The organism is Actinospineispora eucalypti (genome assembly GCF_039543365.1).
Lineage (GTDB): Bacteria > Actinomycetota > Actinomycetes > Mycobacteriales > Pseudonocardiaceae > Pseudonocardia > Pseudonocardia eucalypti.
This window is the reverse complement of sequence record NZ_BAABJP010000020.1, coordinates 69,418-86,340: the sequence shown is the minus strand read 5'-3', so window position 1 is coordinate 86,340 and position 16,923 is coordinate 69,418. Positions and strand designations below refer to the sequence as shown.

The 16,923-nt window shown below is 71.1% G+C and carries 15 protein-coding genes and 1 pseudogene; 6 read left to right on the top strand and 10 right to left on the bottom strand.

Features of this window, described 5'->3' with window-relative positions; all coding sequences use genetic code 11:
* Nucleotides 1-88 precede the first annotated feature (88 nt).
* The 3 genes from ABEB12_RS21000 to ABEB12_RS20990 all read left to right on the top strand — a co-directional run bounded on the left by ABEB12_RS21000 (nt 89) and on the right by ABEB12_RS20990 (nt 2,711).
* The gene (locus tag ABEB12_RS21000; RefSeq protein ID WP_185060399.1) at nt 89-931 is read left to right on the top strand and encodes a fumarylacetoacetate hydrolase family protein; all 843 of its coding nucleotides are present in this window, start codon (nt 89-91) and stop codon (nt 929-931) included.
* A gap of 10 nt (nt 932-941) precedes the next feature.
* Nucleotides 942-1,862 (top strand): VOC family protein, encoded by a 921-nt coding sequence (locus ABEB12_RS20995; protein WP_185060400.1) that lies wholly within the window; start codon nt 942-944, stop codon nt 1,860-1,862.
* A gap of 72 nt (nt 1,863-1,934) precedes the next feature.
* On the top strand, nt 1,935-2,711 hold the full coding sequence (locus tag ABEB12_RS20990) for a hypothetical protein (protein WP_185060401.1): 777 nt from the start codon (nt 1,935-1,937) through the stop codon (nt 2,709-2,711).
* A gap of 364 nt (nt 2,712-3,075) precedes the next feature.
* Here ABEB12_RS20990 and mtnK read toward each other — a convergent pair whose 3' ends face one another.
* From mtnK to mtnA, 6 genes and pseudogenes are all read right to left on the bottom strand, one after another.
* On the bottom strand, nt 3,076-4,284 hold the full coding sequence (gene mtnK / locus ABEB12_RS20985) for an S-methyl-5-thioribose kinase (protein ID WP_185060402.1): 1,209 nt from the start codon (nt 4,282-4,284) through the stop codon (nt 3,076-3,078).
* Nucleotides 4,281-5,303 carry an ABC transporter permease subunit gene (locus tag ABEB12_RS20980; protein WP_185060403.1) on the bottom strand — a complete coding sequence of 341 codons (1,023 nt, stop codon included), beginning with the start codon at nt 5,301-5,303 and terminating at the stop codon, nt 4,281-4,283. The genes mtnK and ABEB12_RS20980 overlap by 4 nt, the downstream gene beginning before the upstream one ends.
* Nucleotides 5,300-6,058 carry an ATP-binding cassette domain-containing protein gene (locus tag ABEB12_RS42165; RefSeq protein ID WP_425572258.1) on the bottom strand — a complete coding sequence of 253 codons (759 nt, stop codon included), beginning with the start codon at nt 6,056-6,058 and terminating at the stop codon, nt 5,300-5,302. Before ABEB12_RS42165 ends, ABEB12_RS20980 begins: the two co-directional genes overlap by 4 nt.
* A 243-nt stretch (nt 6,059-6,301) precedes the next feature.
* Nucleotides 6,302-6,826, bottom strand: a pseudogene (locus ABEB12_RS42160) (ATP-binding cassette domain-containing protein); the annotation flags it as partial.
* Between the two features lie 4 nt (nt 6,827-6,830).
* The gene (locus tag ABEB12_RS20970; protein WP_185060405.1) at nt 6,831-7,955 is read right to left on the bottom strand and encodes a substrate-binding domain-containing protein; all 1,125 of its coding nucleotides are present in this window, start codon (nt 7,953-7,955) and stop codon (nt 6,831-6,833) included.
* Entirely contained in the window at nt 7,952-8,980 is a 1,029-nt protein-coding gene (gene mtnA, locus ABEB12_RS20965; RefSeq protein ID WP_185060406.1) for an S-methyl-5-thioribose-1-phosphate isomerase, read from the bottom strand. The genes ABEB12_RS20970 and mtnA overlap by 4 nt, the downstream gene beginning before the upstream one ends.
* 79 nt (nt 8,981-9,059) lie before the next feature.
* Here mtnA and ABEB12_RS20960 point away from each other — a divergent pair, with 79 nt between their 5' ends.
* On the top strand, nt 9,060-9,785 hold the full coding sequence (locus tag ABEB12_RS20960) for a GntR family transcriptional regulator (RefSeq protein ID WP_185060407.1): 726 nt from the start codon (nt 9,060-9,062) through the stop codon (nt 9,783-9,785).
* Nucleotides 9,786-9,996: 211 nt separating this feature from the next.
* Here ABEB12_RS20960 and ABEB12_RS20955 read toward each other — a convergent pair whose 3' ends face one another.
* Together ABEB12_RS20955 and ABEB12_RS20950 are read right to left on the bottom strand one after the other, a co-directional pair.
* A complete protein-coding gene (locus ABEB12_RS20955; RefSeq protein ID WP_185060408.1) occupies nt 9,997-11,301 on the bottom strand; it encodes a hypothetical protein in 1,305 nt (434 codons plus the stop codon).
* Nucleotides 11,302-11,528: 227 nt separating this feature from the next.
* Nucleotides 11,529-12,359, bottom strand: coding sequence for a TIGR03619 family F420-dependent LLM class oxidoreductase (locus ABEB12_RS20950; RefSeq protein WP_185060409.1), 831 nt, complete (start codon nt 12,357-12,359; stop codon nt 11,529-11,531).
* A 171-nt stretch (nt 12,360-12,530) separates the two neighbouring features.
* Here ABEB12_RS20950 and ABEB12_RS20945 point away from each other — a divergent pair, with 171 nt between their 5' ends.
* Nucleotides 12,531-14,354, top strand: coding sequence for a DUF3556 domain-containing protein (locus ABEB12_RS20945; RefSeq protein WP_185060410.1), 1,824 nt, complete (start codon nt 12,531-12,533; stop codon nt 14,352-14,354).
* A 164-nt stretch (nt 14,355-14,518) separates the two neighbouring features.
* A complete protein-coding gene (locus tag ABEB12_RS20940) occupies nt 14,519-14,731 on the top strand; it encodes a hypothetical protein (protein WP_185060411.1) in 213 nt (70 codons plus the stop codon).
* 65 nt (nt 14,732-14,796) lie between these two features.
* Here the strand turns inward: ABEB12_RS20940 and rocD are convergent, their stop codons facing one another.
* Nucleotides 14,797-16,038 carry an ornithine--oxo-acid transaminase gene (rocD, locus tag ABEB12_RS20935; RefSeq protein WP_185060412.1) on the bottom strand — a complete coding sequence of 414 codons (1,242 nt, stop codon included), beginning with the start codon at nt 16,036-16,038 and terminating at the stop codon, nt 14,797-14,799.
* The gene (gene ddaH / locus ABEB12_RS20930; protein WP_345702996.1) at nt 16,035-16,874 is read right to left on the bottom strand and encodes a dimethylargininase; all 840 of its coding nucleotides are present in this window, start codon (nt 16,872-16,874) and stop codon (nt 16,035-16,037) included. Before ddaH ends, rocD begins: the two co-directional genes overlap by 4 nt.
* Nucleotides 16,875-16,923 lie beyond the last annotated feature (49 nt).

Here is a 16,923-nt window from a genome sequence, read left to right as displayed (position 1 = left end):
CCGGTGAACAATGTCGAAAATCTATTGACATAGCGACACTTGCCGCGAAGGCTCTTGGCTCAGAGTCCCCAACGAAGGAGCCTGCAGCGTGCGCATCGGCAACCTGTCCGGTCGGCTGACCCTGTTCACCGACGCGGGCGCGATCGACGTGGCGGATGCCTCGGACGACCGCTTCGGCCCCGATCCGCTGGACGCCTACCGGCACTGGGCGGAGTTCCGGGCGTGGGCGTCCGAAGGCCCGCACGGCCCCGCGACGCCGTTCGAGCCGGCCGAGCTCGGCCCGCCGGTGCCGGCGCCCGGCCAGATCTTCGGCATCGGGCTGAACTACCGGGACCACGCGGCGGAGGCCAACCTGGCGGTGCCGGAGGGCTTCCCGCCGGTGTTCACCAAGTTCCGGGGCGCGCTCACCGGCCCGTACACCACGGTCACGCTGCCCGAAGGCGGGAACACCGACTGGGAGGTCGAGCTGGTCGTGGTGATCGGCCCGACCGCCGACCGGGTGTCCAAGGCGGATGCGTGGCAGCACGTCGCCGGGCTCACGGTGGGCCAGGACCTGTCCGAGCGGATCGGCCAGATGGCCGGCCCCGCGCCCCAGTTCAGCCTGGGTAAGTCGCACCGGGGGTTCGCGCCGGTCGGGCCGTGGGTGGTCACCGTGGACGAGCTGGCCAACCGGGACGACCTGGAGCTGGGCTGTGCCATCGACGGCGAGCCGGTCCAGAAGGGCCGCACCAGCGACCTGATCTTCGACGTGGCCGCACTGGTGGCCGGGCTGAGCGCGGTCACCCCGCTCTCCCCGGGCGACCTGATCTTCACCGGCACCCCGGCCGGCGTGGGCATGGGCCGCAAGCCACCGCGCTTCCTGAAGGCGGGCGAGGAGCTGGTCACCTACATCTCCGGTATCGGGGAGCTGCGGCAGAAGTTCGTCGGATAGGGAGCTCGGCATGACGCTGCACCGTTTGTCTTCCGTGGTCATCGGCGTGCCGAACGTGGCCGAGACCGCGCGGTACTACACCGACTTCGGGCTCACCCCCAGCGGCCCGGACGCGTTCGCCACGGTGGACGGGGGCGAGCAGTTGCGGCTGGTGCACTCGCCGCTGCGCCGCGCGGTGGAGATCGTGGTCGGCGCGGACGACCCGGACGACCTGGACCGGGCGGCCGCCGGACTGACCGGCCTGGGCGTGCCGGTGGAGCGCGGCGCCGACCGGGTGGCCGGCGTCGAACCGGTCACCGGCGTGCGGGTGAGCGTGGTGGTCGAGCCACGCATCCGGCAGCCGGAGCAGCCGGCCACCGCCTACAACGGCCCCGGCCGGCTGGAACGGGTCGGCGGCCGGGCGCCGGTGCTGTCCCGGTCCGGCCCGGTGCGGCCGCGCAAGCTCGGGCACGTGGTGGTCGGCACCACCGACCCGGCGACCACCGAGCGGTTCTTCCTGGAGGGCATCGGGTTCCGGCTGTCCGACCGGATCGCCGGTGCCGGCGCGTTCATGCGCTGCTCCATCGACCACCACAACGTGCTCGCGCTGAACGCCCCGGTGCCCTTCCTGCACCACACGTCCTGGCAGGTGGACGACGTGGACGAGATCGGCCGGGGCGCCTCGGACATGCTCGCCGGCCACCCGGAACGGCACGTCTGGGGGCTGGGCCGGCACCACGCGGGCTCCAACTTCTTCTGGTACCTGATGGACCCGGCCGGCAACTTCTCCGAGTACTACTCCGACATGGACTGCATCGTGGACGACCAGCTCTGGACGCCGGAATCGTTCGAGGGGGCGAAGGGCCTGTTCAGCTGGGGTCCCCCGCCACCGCCGTCGTTCGTTCACCCGGACGACCTGGCCGAGCTGATGGCCGGCGCACACGCCGGCTGATCGCCCGACGCCCTAGGCAAAGTGAGTGCGCACTTCTACTCTTGGTTGAGGTAGCTCAACGGGGAGTGGATCATGAACACACGCATGATGAAGCTGTGCTCCTGGAGTGGTGTGGCGGCGATCGTGCTGATCGCCGGTGGGTTCGTGCTGGCCGGGTTCGTGCCGCCGCCCCCGCCCGGCGCGGACGCGGCGCGGATCGGCGAGCTGTTCCGGGAGGACGCCAACCGCATCCGGTTCGGCATGATCCTCGGCATGTACGGCGCCAGCCTGCTGATGCTGTACGCGGCGGTGATCGCCATCCAGATGCGGCGGATCGAGGGGCGCAACGCGGTGCTCGCGCTGGCCCAGTTCGGCTGCGGCGCGATCTTCGTGCTGGAGTTCATCTACCTGGAGTTCTTCTGGGTCGCCGCGACCTTCCGGGCCGAACGGGCGGACGACTCGTTCCTCCTGCTCAACGACATGGCCTGGATCCCGTTCATCGGCATCAGCTCCACGGTGGTGATCCAGAGCCTGCTGTTCGGCATCGTCATCCTGCGGGACTCCGGCGCGCGGTACTTCCCGCGCTGGCTGGGCTACTACAACATCTGGGCCGCGCTGTCGTTCACCCCCGGCACGTTCAACATGTTCTTCAAGAGCGGCCCGTTGGCCTGGGACGGCGTGCTGGCCTTCTGGTTCCCGGTGCTGGTCTTCGTGTCCTGGCTGATCATCAACCCGCTGTTCCTGGCCAAGTCGGTGGACCGGGCCTCCGAGGCCGAAACCGGCACCGATCCCACCGCCCTGGCCGCCGAACTGGGTGAGCTCCGGGAAAAGCTCGCCCGCCTGACCACGAAACTGGGCGCCAACGCCTGACCGTAGTTCTCGTCGAGGTGTGTGCGGCGCCGGTTTAAAGATTGGCTTGGACGGCGCGGCTGGCGGGTCTGCCGTGGCTTGGGTGCGGCCCGTTGCGGTGGGCTCGGAATGCGGTTACGGAGCGTGGCCAGGTGAGGGCCGTGGCGGGGCCGCAGTGGTTCCGCCCTGGTGAGAATCGTGGGGTGATCGCCGTCTCTGGCGGTCTAGCCTCGATATTCGACGCTGAACCGCCACTAACGACGATCCCCCCTTCCTCCCAGTCGTCACCGTGCGTCACGGCACGCCGAACGCAACAGGCCGCACCCAAGCCGCGGCAGACCACCCACCCGCGCCGTCCAAGCCGATCTTTAACCCGGCACCGCGCCTAACCGGCACATCGGGCCGAGCCGAGAAGACCGAAAAAGGCGTCTACCAGCTGGTCGAAGCCGAGCGTCGCGCGCCTCAGCAGGAGCAATCGGCTGGACCGCAGCATCGCGGTGGCGGCGCGGGCGTAACCGGGGTCGTCCAGGGTTTCCAGGTCGCTCACCTTGGCCAGGCCGATGGTCCGGCGGGCCGCCTCGCAGCCGGCGAAGCCCAGCGCGTCGGCGCGGATCTCGGCCAGCCACCGGGTCAGGTAGGCGTCCGGGTACTTGGCCGGGCAGCGTCGGTCCGGCCAGTGCCCCCGCAGCCGGGTACGGAACCGGTCCCAGGTGATTTCGCAGGTGGCCACCAGGTCGCGCGCCCTCGCGTGATCGCCCAGCACCTCGGCCCGGGCGGCCGCGAACAGCATGTTCGCCCACAGCAGGCCCAGGTCGAAGCCGACCGGGCCGTACCAGGCGAACTCCGGGTCGAAGGCCTTCACCGAGAAGTCGGGGGAGCCCTCGGTGCCCCGGACGAACACCGAGCCGGAGTGCAGGTCACCGTGCAGCAGGGCCTCCTGCACGGTGACGAACCGGTGCTTCATGGCCATCGCCGCGTCGACCCAGGCCGGGTCCGCCTGCAGCTCGGCGACCAGCGGCTCGGCGCTGGGGCGCACCGAGTTGCGCGCGGCGCCGAGGAACGGCTCGGTGAGGATGAGGTCCTCGGTGATGGCGCAGAGCTCCGGGTTCGCCGCGGCGGCCGCGCGGCGGCGGAACTCCTCCTCGCCCAGGGCCAGGAACGAGGTGCCGAAGGCCACGTCGGCGACGTACTCGGCCAGCGGCTCGGTCACCCCGGCGTGCGGGCCGCCGGCGTTGAGCCGGGTGCGCAGCACCTCGTGGTCGGACAAGTCCTCCAGCACGAGCACGTACCGGTCGGCGTCGAAGTCGATGAGCCGGCAGATGTTGTCGGACAACTGGCCGTGCACGCGCAACGCGTTGGCCTCCCGGGTGGCCCGTTCCTCGGTCATCGGCCAGTCCGGCCCGACCAGGCGGACGTAGGGCAGCGCCTGCTTGAGCACCACCCGTCGGCCGGCCCCGTCGGCGCAGATGAAGACCAGGTTCAGGTTGCCGTCGCCGACCTCGGACACGGTAAGCGTCGCCGGGTCCACCAGGCCGCACAGCGCGGGGCGGGCGGCCAGGTACGAAGGGACCTCGGAAGCGGTCAGGGAGGTCATGTCGCCGCCGCCCGGCGCCGCCGACGGAGAGAAAACGACATGAGCAGGGCGAAGATCAGTACCAGGCCCTTGATCAGGTCCTGGGTGAAGTAGGGCAGGCCCAGCTGGGTGAGGCCCTGCAGGATCAACCCGATGAAGATCGCGCCGACCACCGTGCCCAGCGCGTTCGGCTTCTTCGCGCCCAGCACCGCGTAGCCGACCAGCGTCATCGCCACCGCGTCCAGCAGCGCCGAGTCGCCCGCCGTGACGTCGCCCTGGCGCAGCCGGGAGGCCAGGATGATGCCGGCGATCGCGGCCAGCACCCCGGAGATGGCGTACGCGCCGAACTGGTAGCGCCGCACCCGGGCACCGGCCAGCCGGGCCGCCTCGGTGTTGCCGCCGACCGCGTAGAACACCCGGCCGTACCGCGTGCGCTCCAGGAACACCCAGACCAGCACCGCGATCAGCGCGAACAGGTACACCGACAGCGGGATGCCGAACACCTGGCTGCCGTCGATGGCGGTGAAGTCGTCGGTGAACCGGCCGGTCACCCGCTCGCCGCTGGGCAGGGTCATCCCGGTGGTCAGGGTCTGGCCGTCCACCAGCCAGCGCTTGAGTCCCTGGATGGTGAACATGGTGCCCAGCGCGGCCAGCAGCGGCGGCACGTTCAGCAGCACGATCAGCGCCGCGTTGGCGCAGCCCACCAGCAGCCCGGCCAGCAGGCAGGCGCCGATCGCGGTGCCCCCGGTGAGCGCGAACCGGACCATCACCACCGCCGCCACGGTGACCGAGAGCCCGGCCACCGCGCCGACCGAAAGGTCCAGGTCACCGACCACGGCGGTGAGGGTCATGCCCAGTGCGGCGATCGCCGCCACGGCCTGGGTCTGCAGGATGGACACCGCGTTCGCCGGGGTGGCGAACCCGTCGATGGCCACCGAGAACACCACCGCGATGAGCACCCCGACCAGCACCACGCCGTAGCGCACGAAGAACTCGGTGACGGAGAAACCGTTGCGTTCAGTGACGGACACCTCGGTCATCCGGCCGCCCCCCTTCCACTCATCGCGTCGATCAGCCGCTCCCGGGTGGCGTCGGCCAGCTCCAGGTCGGCGGTCAGCCGCCCGTGGTTGAGCACCACGAACCGGTCGCCGACCTCGAGCGCCTCGTCCAGGTCGGAGGTGGCCACCAGCACGGCGGCCGAGTCGGTCAGCTTGCGCACCGTGGCGCCGATGTCGTGCCGGGCGTTGATGTCCACGCCCCGGAACGGCTCGTCCAGCAGCAGCACCGAGGGCGAGCCGAGCAGCCAGCGCCCGATCATCACCTTCTGCTGGTTGCCGCCGGACAGCGTCTGGATCGGGCTGGACGGGTCGCGGGCGACGATGCCGATGTCCGACATCATCTCGGCGGCGGCCTTCCGCTCGGCCGGCGCGCGCATCAGCGCGCCGCTGCTGAAACGCTTCAGGAAGGGCAGCGTCATCTGCTCGGACACCGACCAGCCCGGGATGATCGCCTGCTCGTGCCGGGACTCGGGGAGCAGGTAGACCCCCTGGCCCACCGCGTCGGCGGGGTGCCCCGGGTTGAACGCCGCACCGGCCAGCCGGCGTTCGCCGGCCGGAATCGGCCGGGCGCCGAACACCCACTCCAGCAGCTCGGTCTTGCCACTGCCCAGCAGCCCGAGCAGCACCGTCACCTGGCCCTTGCGCAGGTCCAGGTCGAACGGCGGCGAGTCGGCGAGCACCTGGGCGCCGCGCAGCCCCAGCACGGTCTCGCCACCGGCCAGCCCGGCATGCCGCATCTCCGCCGGGGTGCGGTCGAACAGCGCGGTGAGCACCTTCGGCCACTCGAACGCCGCACCGCCCGCCCGGTAGAACTCGCCGCGCATGGCGCCGTCCCGGAGCACCCCGACGTGCTGGCAGAGCCGGTCGAACTCGGCCAGCTTGTGGCTCACGAACAGCACCGTCATACCCTCCGCCACCAGTGAGGTGACCAGCTCGAACAGCCGGGTGGTCTCCTCGGCGGAGAGCGCCGACGTGGGCTCGTCCAGGATCAGGATCTCCGGCCGGCGGGACAGCGCACGGGCCAGCACCAGCAGCTGCCGCTCGGAGACCCCGAGCCGGCGCACCGGCGCGCGCAGCGCCGGCCGGCTCAGCCGCACGCCCAGCGTGTCCGCCACCTCGAGGGCATACCGCTCGGTGCGCCGGTGGCTGAACCCGATGGGCCCGCGCGCGTCGGTGAGCCGGTCCAGCGCCAGGTTCTCCGCCACTGTCATGTCCAGCACCACGCCGTCGTTCGGGTTCTGGTGCACGGTGCCGACGCCCAGCCGGTGCGCGGCGGTCGGGTCCGGGAAGGTGACCACCCGGCCGCCGACCCTGATCTCCCCGCCATCCGGGGGATACGCCCCGGACAGGATCTTGATCAGCGTGGACTTGCCGGCGCCGTTCGCGCCCATCAGGCCGTAGATGCCGCCCCTGGCCACCTCGAAGCTGACGCCCCGCAGCACCCGGTTGGCGCCGAAGCTCTTGGTGATGCCGTCAATCCGTAGGACGGCGTCGGACGACGCCACGGCGTTACGAACCCGGCTTGATCTGCGGGATCCAGGCGGCGCCGACGATGTCCGGCGTGTTCAGCTCGGGCAGCGCCGCGCGCAGCTGGTCCATGCCGGCCACCCCGCGCTGGCGGAGCATGTCCTGGGTGATCAGTGCGGCCGGGATGGTCAGCTTCTGCGGGGTGCTCACGCCGGCCCCGGCGGCGACCGCCATCCGGGCCACGATCGCGCCGACGTTGGCCGGGTCGGTGGCGGCGGTGGCCCGCCACGGGCTGCCCGGCTCGGTCATCAGCTGGATGTCGGCGGTGGAGATGTCCACCCCGTACACCTTCACCTTGTCTGACATGTTGTTCTGCCGCAGCGCGATCAGGGTGCCCTTGGCCAGCTCGTCGTAGGCGGCGATGGACACCGTGGTGCCCGGCGCCGCCTTCAGCGCGGACGCGCCCTCGGTGGCGGTGTCCGAGGCCACCGACTCGCTGTACTTGCCGAACTTGGCCACCTGGGTGAACGACGTGTTGTCCTTGAGGAACTGCTGGTAGACGGCGTCCCGGGAGTCCAGCGGGGCGATCCCAGAGACGTTCACGTAGGCGATCTTGCCGCCGCCCGGGTTGTCCTGCTTCAGGTAGTCCAGGATCTTCGTGGCGATCGAGGCGTCGTCCTGGGAGATGTACGTGGCCTTGCAGTTGGCGATGTTCACGTCGTAGACCACGACCGGGATGCCCTTGCCGATCGCCTCGTCGATCTTGGGGTTCACCGAGTCGGCGAGGCCGTGGTCGACGATGATCACGTCGGGCTTGGCGGCGATCGCGTCGTTGAACTGGGCGACCTGCTTGGCGTTGTCGCCGCGCGCGTCGTACGAGGTGACCTTGCCGCCGGCCGCCTCGATCTGCGCCGTGGCGCCCCGGCCCCACTGCTCGAAGTAGTCCCCGACGCCGGACTGGCGGACCAGTGCGACGGTGAACCCGTTCTTGAAGCCGGCCGGCTTTTCGGCCGGGGGCTTGAAGTCGTTCTGCACCGTGCGGTCGCAGGGCTGCCCGGGGGCCGGCCCGCCGGCCTGGCCGCCGCCGCTGGGCTGCTGGGCGCAGCCGGCCAGTGCCACCAGCGCCAGTGCGGCCGCTGCCGCGCCGAGCGATGTACGGATCTTCATGCTTCCTCCTCGTTGAGGGCCGGGGTGCCAGGTTGCTCGGGGGGCCGGACCACGCGCCGGTCGGTGACGATCGCGGTGATCAGGCGGGCCGGGGTGACGTCGAACGCCGGGTTGAGCGCGGTGGCGCCCTCCGGCGTGGTGCGCACGCCGTGGAACTCGCACACCTCGGCCGAGCCGCGGTCTTCGATCTTGATCTGTTCACCGGACGGAGTGCCGCCGTCCACCGTGGTCTCCGGGGCGACCACCAGGAACGGCACGCCGGCGTGCGCGGCGGCCAGGGAGAGTGCGAAGGTGCCGATCTTGTTCGCGGTGTCCCCGTTGGCGGCGATCCGGTCCGCGCCGACCAGCACCGCATCCACCCCGCCGGCGGCCAGCACGCTCGCCGCCGCCGAGTCCACGAGCACGTCGTACCGCGCGCCCATCCGCTCCAGCTCCCAGGCGGTCAGTCGGGCGCCCTGCAACAGCGGCCGGGTCTCGCAGGCCAGTGCGCGCGCCAGCCGGCCCTCGGCGTGCAGTTGTTCGACCACGCCGAGCGCGGTGCCGTGCTCGACGGCGGCCAGCGCCCCGGTGTTGCAGATGGTCATCACGGTGAGCTCGATGCGGCCCGGACACAGCCGGGCCAGCAGGTCGACGCCACGCCGGGCCATCGCCCGGCAGGCCGCGATGTCCTGGTCGCGCATCCGCAGCGCGGCGGCCAGCGCCGCGTCGGGTCCGCCGGAGCGGAACGCGGCGAGCGCGGTGTCCACGCCCAGCGCCAGGTTCACGGCGGTCGGCCGGGCCGCGCGCAGCCGCGCGACCTGCCCCATCGCCTCCTGCGCCGGCAGCGTGTCCACGGCCAACGCCACGCCGAGCGCACCGGCCACGCCCAGCGCAGGGGCGCCGCGCACGGCCAGCCGGCCGATCGCGTCCACCAGCTGGTCCACGGTGTGCACGTCCAGCTCGACCAGGGACCCGGGCAGCCGGGTCTGGTCGATCAGCCGGATGTGCCCGGTGTTCGGTCCCGGCACCCAGTCGATCGTGCGCATGGTGTTCGTCTTAACCCCTCGGTATTTCCATCTACCGGGTGAGGTTGTCGGACAAGTGCGCGCGAGTCAAGATGTTCCCATGGCGACTCCGGCCCGGCGCCCGCTCGCGGACGACATCGCCGCCGTCCTCAAGGCGGAGATGCGCGACGGCGTCCACCCGCCGGGCGGCCGGCTGCCCAGTGAGGCCGACCTGTGCCGCCGGTTCGGGGTCTCCCGGGCCACCGTGCGCAGCGCGATCAAGGAGCTTGACGTGCTCGGCCTGGTGCGCACCCAGCACGGCGTCGGCACCTTCGTGCGCCGCCGGCCGGCGGTGCGCGACGGGCTCGAGCGGATGGGTTCGATCAGCGAGTCGATCCGGGCCAGCGGGAAGGTGCCGGGCCACGAGTACGCCCGGCGCACCCTGCGCCCGGTGCTGCCGGACGAGGCCGAGCGGATGGGCGTGCCGGCGGACACCGAGGCGCTGGAGCTGCGCCGGCGCATCACCGCCGACGGCGAGGTGGTGGCCTACTCCTACGACCTGATCCCGCGCGGCCTGCTGCCCTCCGACTACACCCTGGACGAGCCGAACGGCTCGGTGTTCGACTACTTCGAACGGCGGATGGGGGTGCGGGCCACGCTCGGCGTGGCCCGGGTGCACGCGGTGGACTCCGCGCACATCGCCTGGGGTCCGGATGCCGGCAAGCACCGGCTGTTCATCCTGCTGGACCAGCTGCACTACGACACCGCACACCGCCTGCTCGCCTACTCACGCACCTACTTCGTCGAGGGTGCCTATGAGTTCTCGCTGGTCCGCACCGGGGATTAGGGGGACACGCGTCGGCGGCTCTCGGCGAGGTTTCGGTGCGCCGATCGGGCCTCCATCCATGGTCACCATGACGTGGTGGTCGCATCGGGGCGCCGGGAGCGGCCCTGATGTCATGGTGACCATGTAATCGGTGATCATCAGGCTGTCAGGGTGGCTTCGGCGGCCCGGAAACAACCTCGCATCGGTGGCTTCGCGGCTGTCCGGGCTGGCCTCAGCGTGACCAGCGCAGCACGTCCTCCAGGACGTCGATCAGCTCCTGCTTCGGCGGGGCCGGCCGGGGGGAGCCGAGGGCGTGCCGGGCCTGCTTCTCGGCGCCCTCGTCGGGTGAGGGCGTCGGGTCGGGGACCAGCCGCAGGTGCGAGGCGCGCCGGGGCTTGGGCAGATCAGGGGTCGGGTCCAGGGACATCGCCGGTGGCACGGTGCCCTGGCCGGCGGCCATCAGGGGCGGCTCGGTCGGCCGGGGGATGGCCGGCATGATCCCGTACGGCATCGCGTCGCCCGGGGAGGTGCCGCCCAGCATCGCGCGGGCCGGCATGTTGCCCGAGTAGGTCTCATGGCGTGGTCGGTCGAGTCGCTTCGAAGGGGACTCGACCGAGCGGGAGATGAGTGCGCGAGCCGACTGCTCCAGCGGCCAGGAGGAACCCGCCGCCCGCGCCGGCAACTCGGCGACGGCCGACGAGCCGGCCGGGGTCCGCTCCGGCGACCAGGACGGTGCCGGGGGGAGCGTCGGCTTCGCCGGCCAGGACGGCCCGGACGTTCCGGTGGGGAGGGACGGGCGGGCTTCCCAGGACGGACCGGCGGGCAGGGACGTTCCGGTGGGGAGGGACGGGCGGGCTTCCCAGGACGGACCGGCGGGCAGGGACGGGCCGGTGGGGAGGGACGGGCGGGCTTCCCAGGACGGACCGGCGGGCAGGGACGGGCCGGTGGGGAGGGACGGTCCCGCCTCCCAGGACGGTCCCGCTGGCCAGGACGGGCCGGCGCCCAGCGAGGGAGCCGCATCCAGGGAGGACGCCGTGGTCAGGTAGCGACCCGCGTCCGGCGTCGGACCGGGCGACCACGACGGGGCGGCCGACCGGGGCGGCGGTCCGGAGTACGACCCCAGGGGCGGCTGGGCCGACCACGAAGACGGACCCCGCTGGTTCGACCGGTGCTGTTGGGGCGAGCGTGGGGGCGGCGCCGGGCGGCCCGGCGGGGCGGGATAGGAGGGCCACGGGGCGCGGCCGGCAGGCGGGCGCCCCGGGCCCCGGTGCTGGTCCGCACCGCGATACCGGCCCGCGTTGCGGGACTGGTTCTGATGCGGGTAGCCGCCCTGGCGCGGCACGGGCGGCATGCCGTCCCCGTGCGGTCCGGCCCACGAGGGGTGCAGGGCGTCTTTCCGGTCGGCGTCCACGCTCATCTGGTAGAGCTCGCAGGGCCAGCGGCTGACCTCGCAGTCGCGGCAGTTGCCGTTGGCGTCCGCGACATGATCGGCCTGGATGCGCCGTCGCAGATCCGGCATCCGGACCAAGAGCTCCACCATCAGCATCGTGGGTGTCGACCTTCCGTGGGGTACAGCGGACCAACGCCACGCATTGTGCTCAAAGGTCGTGTCCCACGGTGCTCGGGGTAGCCCCTCAGCGGCCAGTGTTCCTGCGGAAACGGTGAATGGCGGGTTCTGGCGGCCGGTTGGCGGAATTCGTTTCACCCAGACGAGGCAGTACGAATCATCACAGAGGGTGATCGCCTGATCGGGTCCGGACCCGCTTACCTGATCTTCTGGGCCAGCTCGGCGAAGCTGTCCAGCTCGGTGAGCGCCTCGGCCTCCGGCTTGGTGCTCAGCAGGAAGGTGACCCGGTCGAGCCCGGCTTCGGCGTACCCGTTCAGCGCCGCGACGTCCCGCTCGGTGCCGAACAGCGTCACCGGCACGTCGGGCCGGCCCCGCTCGGCCAGCCATTCGCGCACCTCGCGGATCCGCGCCAGCGGCGTACCGACCCTCGGGAACCACGCATCACCGTGGTGCAGCAGCCGCTCCAGGGCGGGGGCGGTCTCCCCGCCGACGTAGATCGGCGGGTGCGGCCGTTGCACCGGCTTCGGCCAGGAGAACACCGGGTCGAAGTCGACGAACTCGCCGTGGAACTCGGCCCGTTCCTCGGTCCACAGCTGCTTCAGCGCGGCCAGCCGCTCATTGGTCAGCGCGCCCCTGGTCTTCGGGTCGGCGCCGTGGTTGCGCATCTCCTCGCGGTTCCATCCGCTGCCCACGCCGAGCACCGCCCGCCCGTTCGACACCAGGTCCAGGCTGGCCACCTCCTTGGCCAGGTGCAGCACGTCGCGCTGGGGGATCAGGGCGATGCCGGTGCCGACCAGGATGCGGGAGGTGTGCGCCGCCGCCGCGGTGAGCGCGACGAACGGGTCCAGGGTGCGGTAGTACCGGCGGGGAAGGTCGCCGCCGCCGGGAAACGGGGTCTCCCGGCTCGCGGGGATGTGGGAATGCTCGGTGACGAACAGCGAGTCGAAGCCGCGTTCCTCCACGGCCGGCCCCAGCCGGTCGGGGCGGATGCTCTCGTCGGTCACGAAGGTGGCGATGCCGAATTCCATGCACCGTCGAACGCCCTCGTGGGCCGGCGACATTCCCGGGAGAGTACCCCGCAACCTTGTGCTGGGGGCACGAAGCGTCGCGGAGAGTTCGTGTTCCAGCGACATGGGCATTTCACCCGTGCGGTCTAGCGTCTGGCAAGCGGAATTGTCGTACTTGATCGGAGCGCCGCCGTGGGTTTCATCAACGCTGATCTGCCCGACGTCGACCTGGCCACCTGGAAGGACCGCCCGCACCTGGAGCGGATGCGCATCCTGGCCCTGCACTGGATCGACGCCGGCGCCGGCACGCCGAAGATCATCCACTTGATGTACGCGGTGAAGATACTGTTCTACATCGCGGGCGGCCTCTTCTTTGCCTCGTTGACCGCCGGCATCGGCTCGATGTTCGACGTGGCGAGTTGGTGGACCCAGCCGATCGCGTACCAGAAGATCCTGGTCTGGACGATTCTCTACGAGGTGCTCGGGCTGGGCGCCTCGTGCGGGCCGCTGGCCTTCCGGTTCAAGCCGTGGGTGGGCGGTGTGACCTACTGGCTGCGGCCGGGCACGATCAAGCTGCCGCCGTGGGCGGACAAGAACCCGGTCGCCGGCGGTTCCCGGCGCACCTGGTTCGACGTGCTGGTCTACGGCGCCATGCTGGTCAGCGCGCTGGTCCTGCTCGTCTCGGACGGAGTCCCGCACGCCGGGCAGCCGGAGGGCAGCCTGGGCCTGCTCGACCCGAGGCTGCTGACCGTGCTGATCGTCCTCACGGCGGTCGCCGGCCTGCGTGACCGGCTGATCTTCCTGGCCGCGCGCAGCGAGCAGTACTGGCTGATGTGCATCATGTTCGCCGCACTGCCGTACGTGGACATGATCGTCGGCCTCAAGCTGGTGATGTTCGCGGTGTGGTGGGGCGCGGCGGCGTCCAAGCTCGGCAAGCACTTCTCCTACGTGGTGCAGGGCATGACCACCAACGCGCCACTGATGGTCTCCAAGTGGTTCCGGCACAAGATGTGCCGCGACTACCCGAACGACATCCGCCCGTCGGCGGCCACCGCCGTCCTGGCGCACACCGGCACGGTGATCGAGTTCTGCATCCCGGCCATCCTGCTGCTGTCCACCAACCGGGAGCTGACCCTGGTCGCGGCGGCGGTCATGGTGATCTTCCACATCTACATCACCGTCAACTTCCCGCTCGCGGTGCCGCTGGAGTGGAACATCTTCTACTGCTTCTCGCTGGTGTGGCTGTTCGTGCTGCACCCGGCGCCGGAGTTCGGCCTGGCCTCGGCCGGCTCGCCGTGGCTGGTGCCGGGCATCCTGGTGGTGCTGTTCGGCGTGATCATCCTGGGCAACGTGCGGCCCGACCTGATCTCCTTCCTGCCCTCGGCGCGCTACTACGCGGGCAACTGGGCGACCGGCATGTGGGCGTTCCGCAAGACCGGCGACGGGTTCAGCATGGAGGAGCGGCTGGACGAGAAGATCGTCAAGTCGTCCAAGAACCAGGTGCAGCAGCTCACCGAGATGTACAGCCGCGAGGTCGGCGAGCTGTTCATGCAGAAGGTGCTGGCCTGGCGGCACATGAACACCCACGGCCGGGCGCTTTCCTCGCTGATGCTGACCCACCTGGACGACCCGGAGAACTACACCATCCGGGAGGGCGAGTTCGTGATGAGCTCGGTCGTCGGCTGGCAGTTCGGCGACGGCCACCTGCACAACGAGTTCTTCATCCAGGCGGTCCAGGATCGGTGCAACTTCGCGCCGGGTGACGTCGTGGTGGTCATCCTCGAGTCCCAGCCGATGCACCGGATGATCCAGCACTACCGGATCGTCGACGCGGCGCTCGGCGAGATCGAGCGGGGCTGGGTGGACGTGCACGACATGATCGCCGTGCAGCCCTGGCTGGAGAACGGCCCGATCCCGTTCCACGTGGAGTCCACCGGCGGCTGGCCGGCCCCCGGCAAGGCGGCCGAGAGCCGGGAGTCGGAGCGTCCGAGCCCGGCCGCCGCCCAGGGCGACTGAGCGCCGAAGCGGGCTTCGCGGGCCTAGACTGGTGTGAGGTCAATCTATATATTTGACCTTGCTAATAATTGCTGATCTCGCGGCTTGCCCGTCGCGCGAAATGCGCACAGACCTCGGCGAGCAACCACCGAGACATAACGGTCACGCGGAGGGAGGTCTTGAGCATGCGAGCGGCAATTGTCGCCTTCTCGATGTTGGGTGTGGTCTTCGCCGGCGTTGCCGGGTTGACGCCGACCACCGACACCGTGCAGGCACAGGGTTGTTACACCCCGCCGCCCGGCGGGCCCAATGTGCCGGACTACGGCACCGCGGGTTGTATGAGCCCGTCCGGCAGCGGTAACAGCAGTAACAGTCAGCCCACTTTCAAGAACCCGTAGCTGACGCGGCACCGGCTCGGCGTCGCCCTCACCGGCGGCGCCGAGCCGGGATGCCGGGCCCGCGGCTATTTCCCGCCGGCCAGCTCCCCGAGCGCCGAGCCGAGCGCCGCGACGGCCAGCTCCACCTCGTCGCGCTGGATCACCAGCGGCGGGCCCAGCCTCAGCGTCTGGCCGTGGGTGTCCTTGGCCAGCACGCCGTGTGCGAGCAACCGCTCGCACACCTCCCGGCCGCTTCCCAGCGCCGGGTCGATGTCCACCCCGGCCCACAGGCCGATGCAGCGCACGTCGGTGACCCCCCGGCCGGCCAGTGAGCGCAGCCCCTGCTCCAGGTGGGCGCCCAGCTCCCGCGCGCGCCGCTGGTACTCACCGGTCGCCAGCAGGCCGACCACCGCCCGGCCGACCGCGCAGGCCAGCGGGTTGCCGCCGAACGTGGAGCCGTGCTGCCCGGGGCGCAGGGCCTGGAACACCTCCGGGTCGGCCACCACGGCGGACACCGGCATCACCCCGCCGCCGAGCGCCTTGCCCAGCAGGTACATGTCCGGCACCACGCCGTAGTGCTCGCAGGCCAGCGTGGTCCCGGTGCGGGCCAGCCCGGACTGCACCTCGTCGGCGATGAACAGCACGTTGTTGGCGTCGCACAGCTCGCGCACCCGGGCCAGGTAACCCGGCGGGGGAAGGATCACCCCGGCCTCGCCCTGAATCGGCTCGAGCAGCACGGCCACCGTGGTTTCGTCGATCGCCGCCGCCAGCGCCTCGGCGTCCCCGAACGGCACCGCACGGAAGCCCGGGGTGTACGGGCCGAACCCGGCGCGCGCCTCCTCGTCGTCCGAGAAACTGATCACGGTCGTGGTCCGGCCGTGGAAGTTGTGCGCGGCGACCACGATGCTGGCCTGGTTGTCGGGGACGCCCTTGACCTCGTAGCCCCACTTGCGGGCGACCTTGATGCCGGTCTCCACCGCCTCGGCGCCGGTGTTCATCGGCAGCACCATCTGCTTGCCGACCAGTTCGGCCAGCTCGGCGCAGAACGGCCCGAGCTGGTCGTGGCCGAACGCCCGGCTGGTCAGCGTGACCCGCTCCAGCTGGGCGCGCGCGGCGGCCAGGATCTCCTCGTTGCCGTGCCCGAAGCTGACCGCCGAGTAGCCGGAGAGGCAGTCCAGGTAGCGGCGGCCGTCCACGTCGGTGGCCCAGGGCCCCTTCGCCGAGGCCAGCACCACCGGCAGCGGGCTGTAGTTGTGTGCGGCGTGCGTGTCGACCAGCCGCAGGTGCTCGGTCGCCTCGGTGGTGATGTTGTCCGCGAGCAGGGTCATGACCGGACCTCCAAGGTGCAGCACTTGGCGCTCCCGCCGGCCTTGAGCAGCTCCGACAGGTCGACGCCGATGGGGTGGAAGCCGCGTTCCCGCAGCTGTTCGGCCAGGTTGACCGCCTTCTCGGCGAGCACGACGTTCCGTCCGTCGGAGACCGCGTTGAGCCCGAAGACCATCGCGTCCTTGGCGCCCGCCAGCACCGCGTCCGGGTACAGCTCGCGCAGCACCGACCGGCTGGCCGCGCTGAACGCTTCCGGGTAGTAGGCGACCGTGCGGTCGTCCAGCACGGCCAGCGCGGTGTCCAGGTGGTAGAAGCGCGGGTTCACCAGCTCCAGGGAGACCACCGGCAGGCCGAAGTACTCGGCCACCTCGGCGTGCGCCTTCGGGTCGGTGCGGAAACCGGTTCCGGCCAGCACCCGCCCGCCGACCACCAGGAAGTCGCCCTCGCCCTCGTTGACCTGGACGGCCTGTTTGGCCGGGAAGCCGGCGGCGCGCAGCCAGGCCAGGTAGGCCGGCCCTTCGTCGGCGCGCTGCGGGTAGGCGAAGCGGGCGGCCAGCGCCCGGCCGCCGATGACCAGGCCGCCGTTGGCCGCGAAGACCATGTCGGGCAGCTGGGGCAGTGGCTCGATGATCCGGACGGTGTGGCCGAGCTCCTGGTAGATGTCCCGCAGCCGCTGCCACTGGCGCAGTGCGAGCGACACGTCGCAGGGCTGGTCGGTGTCCATCCACGGGTTGATCGCGTACTCGACGGTGAAGTGCTCGGGTGGGCACATCAGGTACTGGTGCGGGCGCGCGAGGCGCTCCCCGGCGGTGTTGGGGGCTTCCAGCGTTACGGTCACAAATCAACGGTAAGGAGCCATCTTTACGCAATCAATACGCAACTCTTGC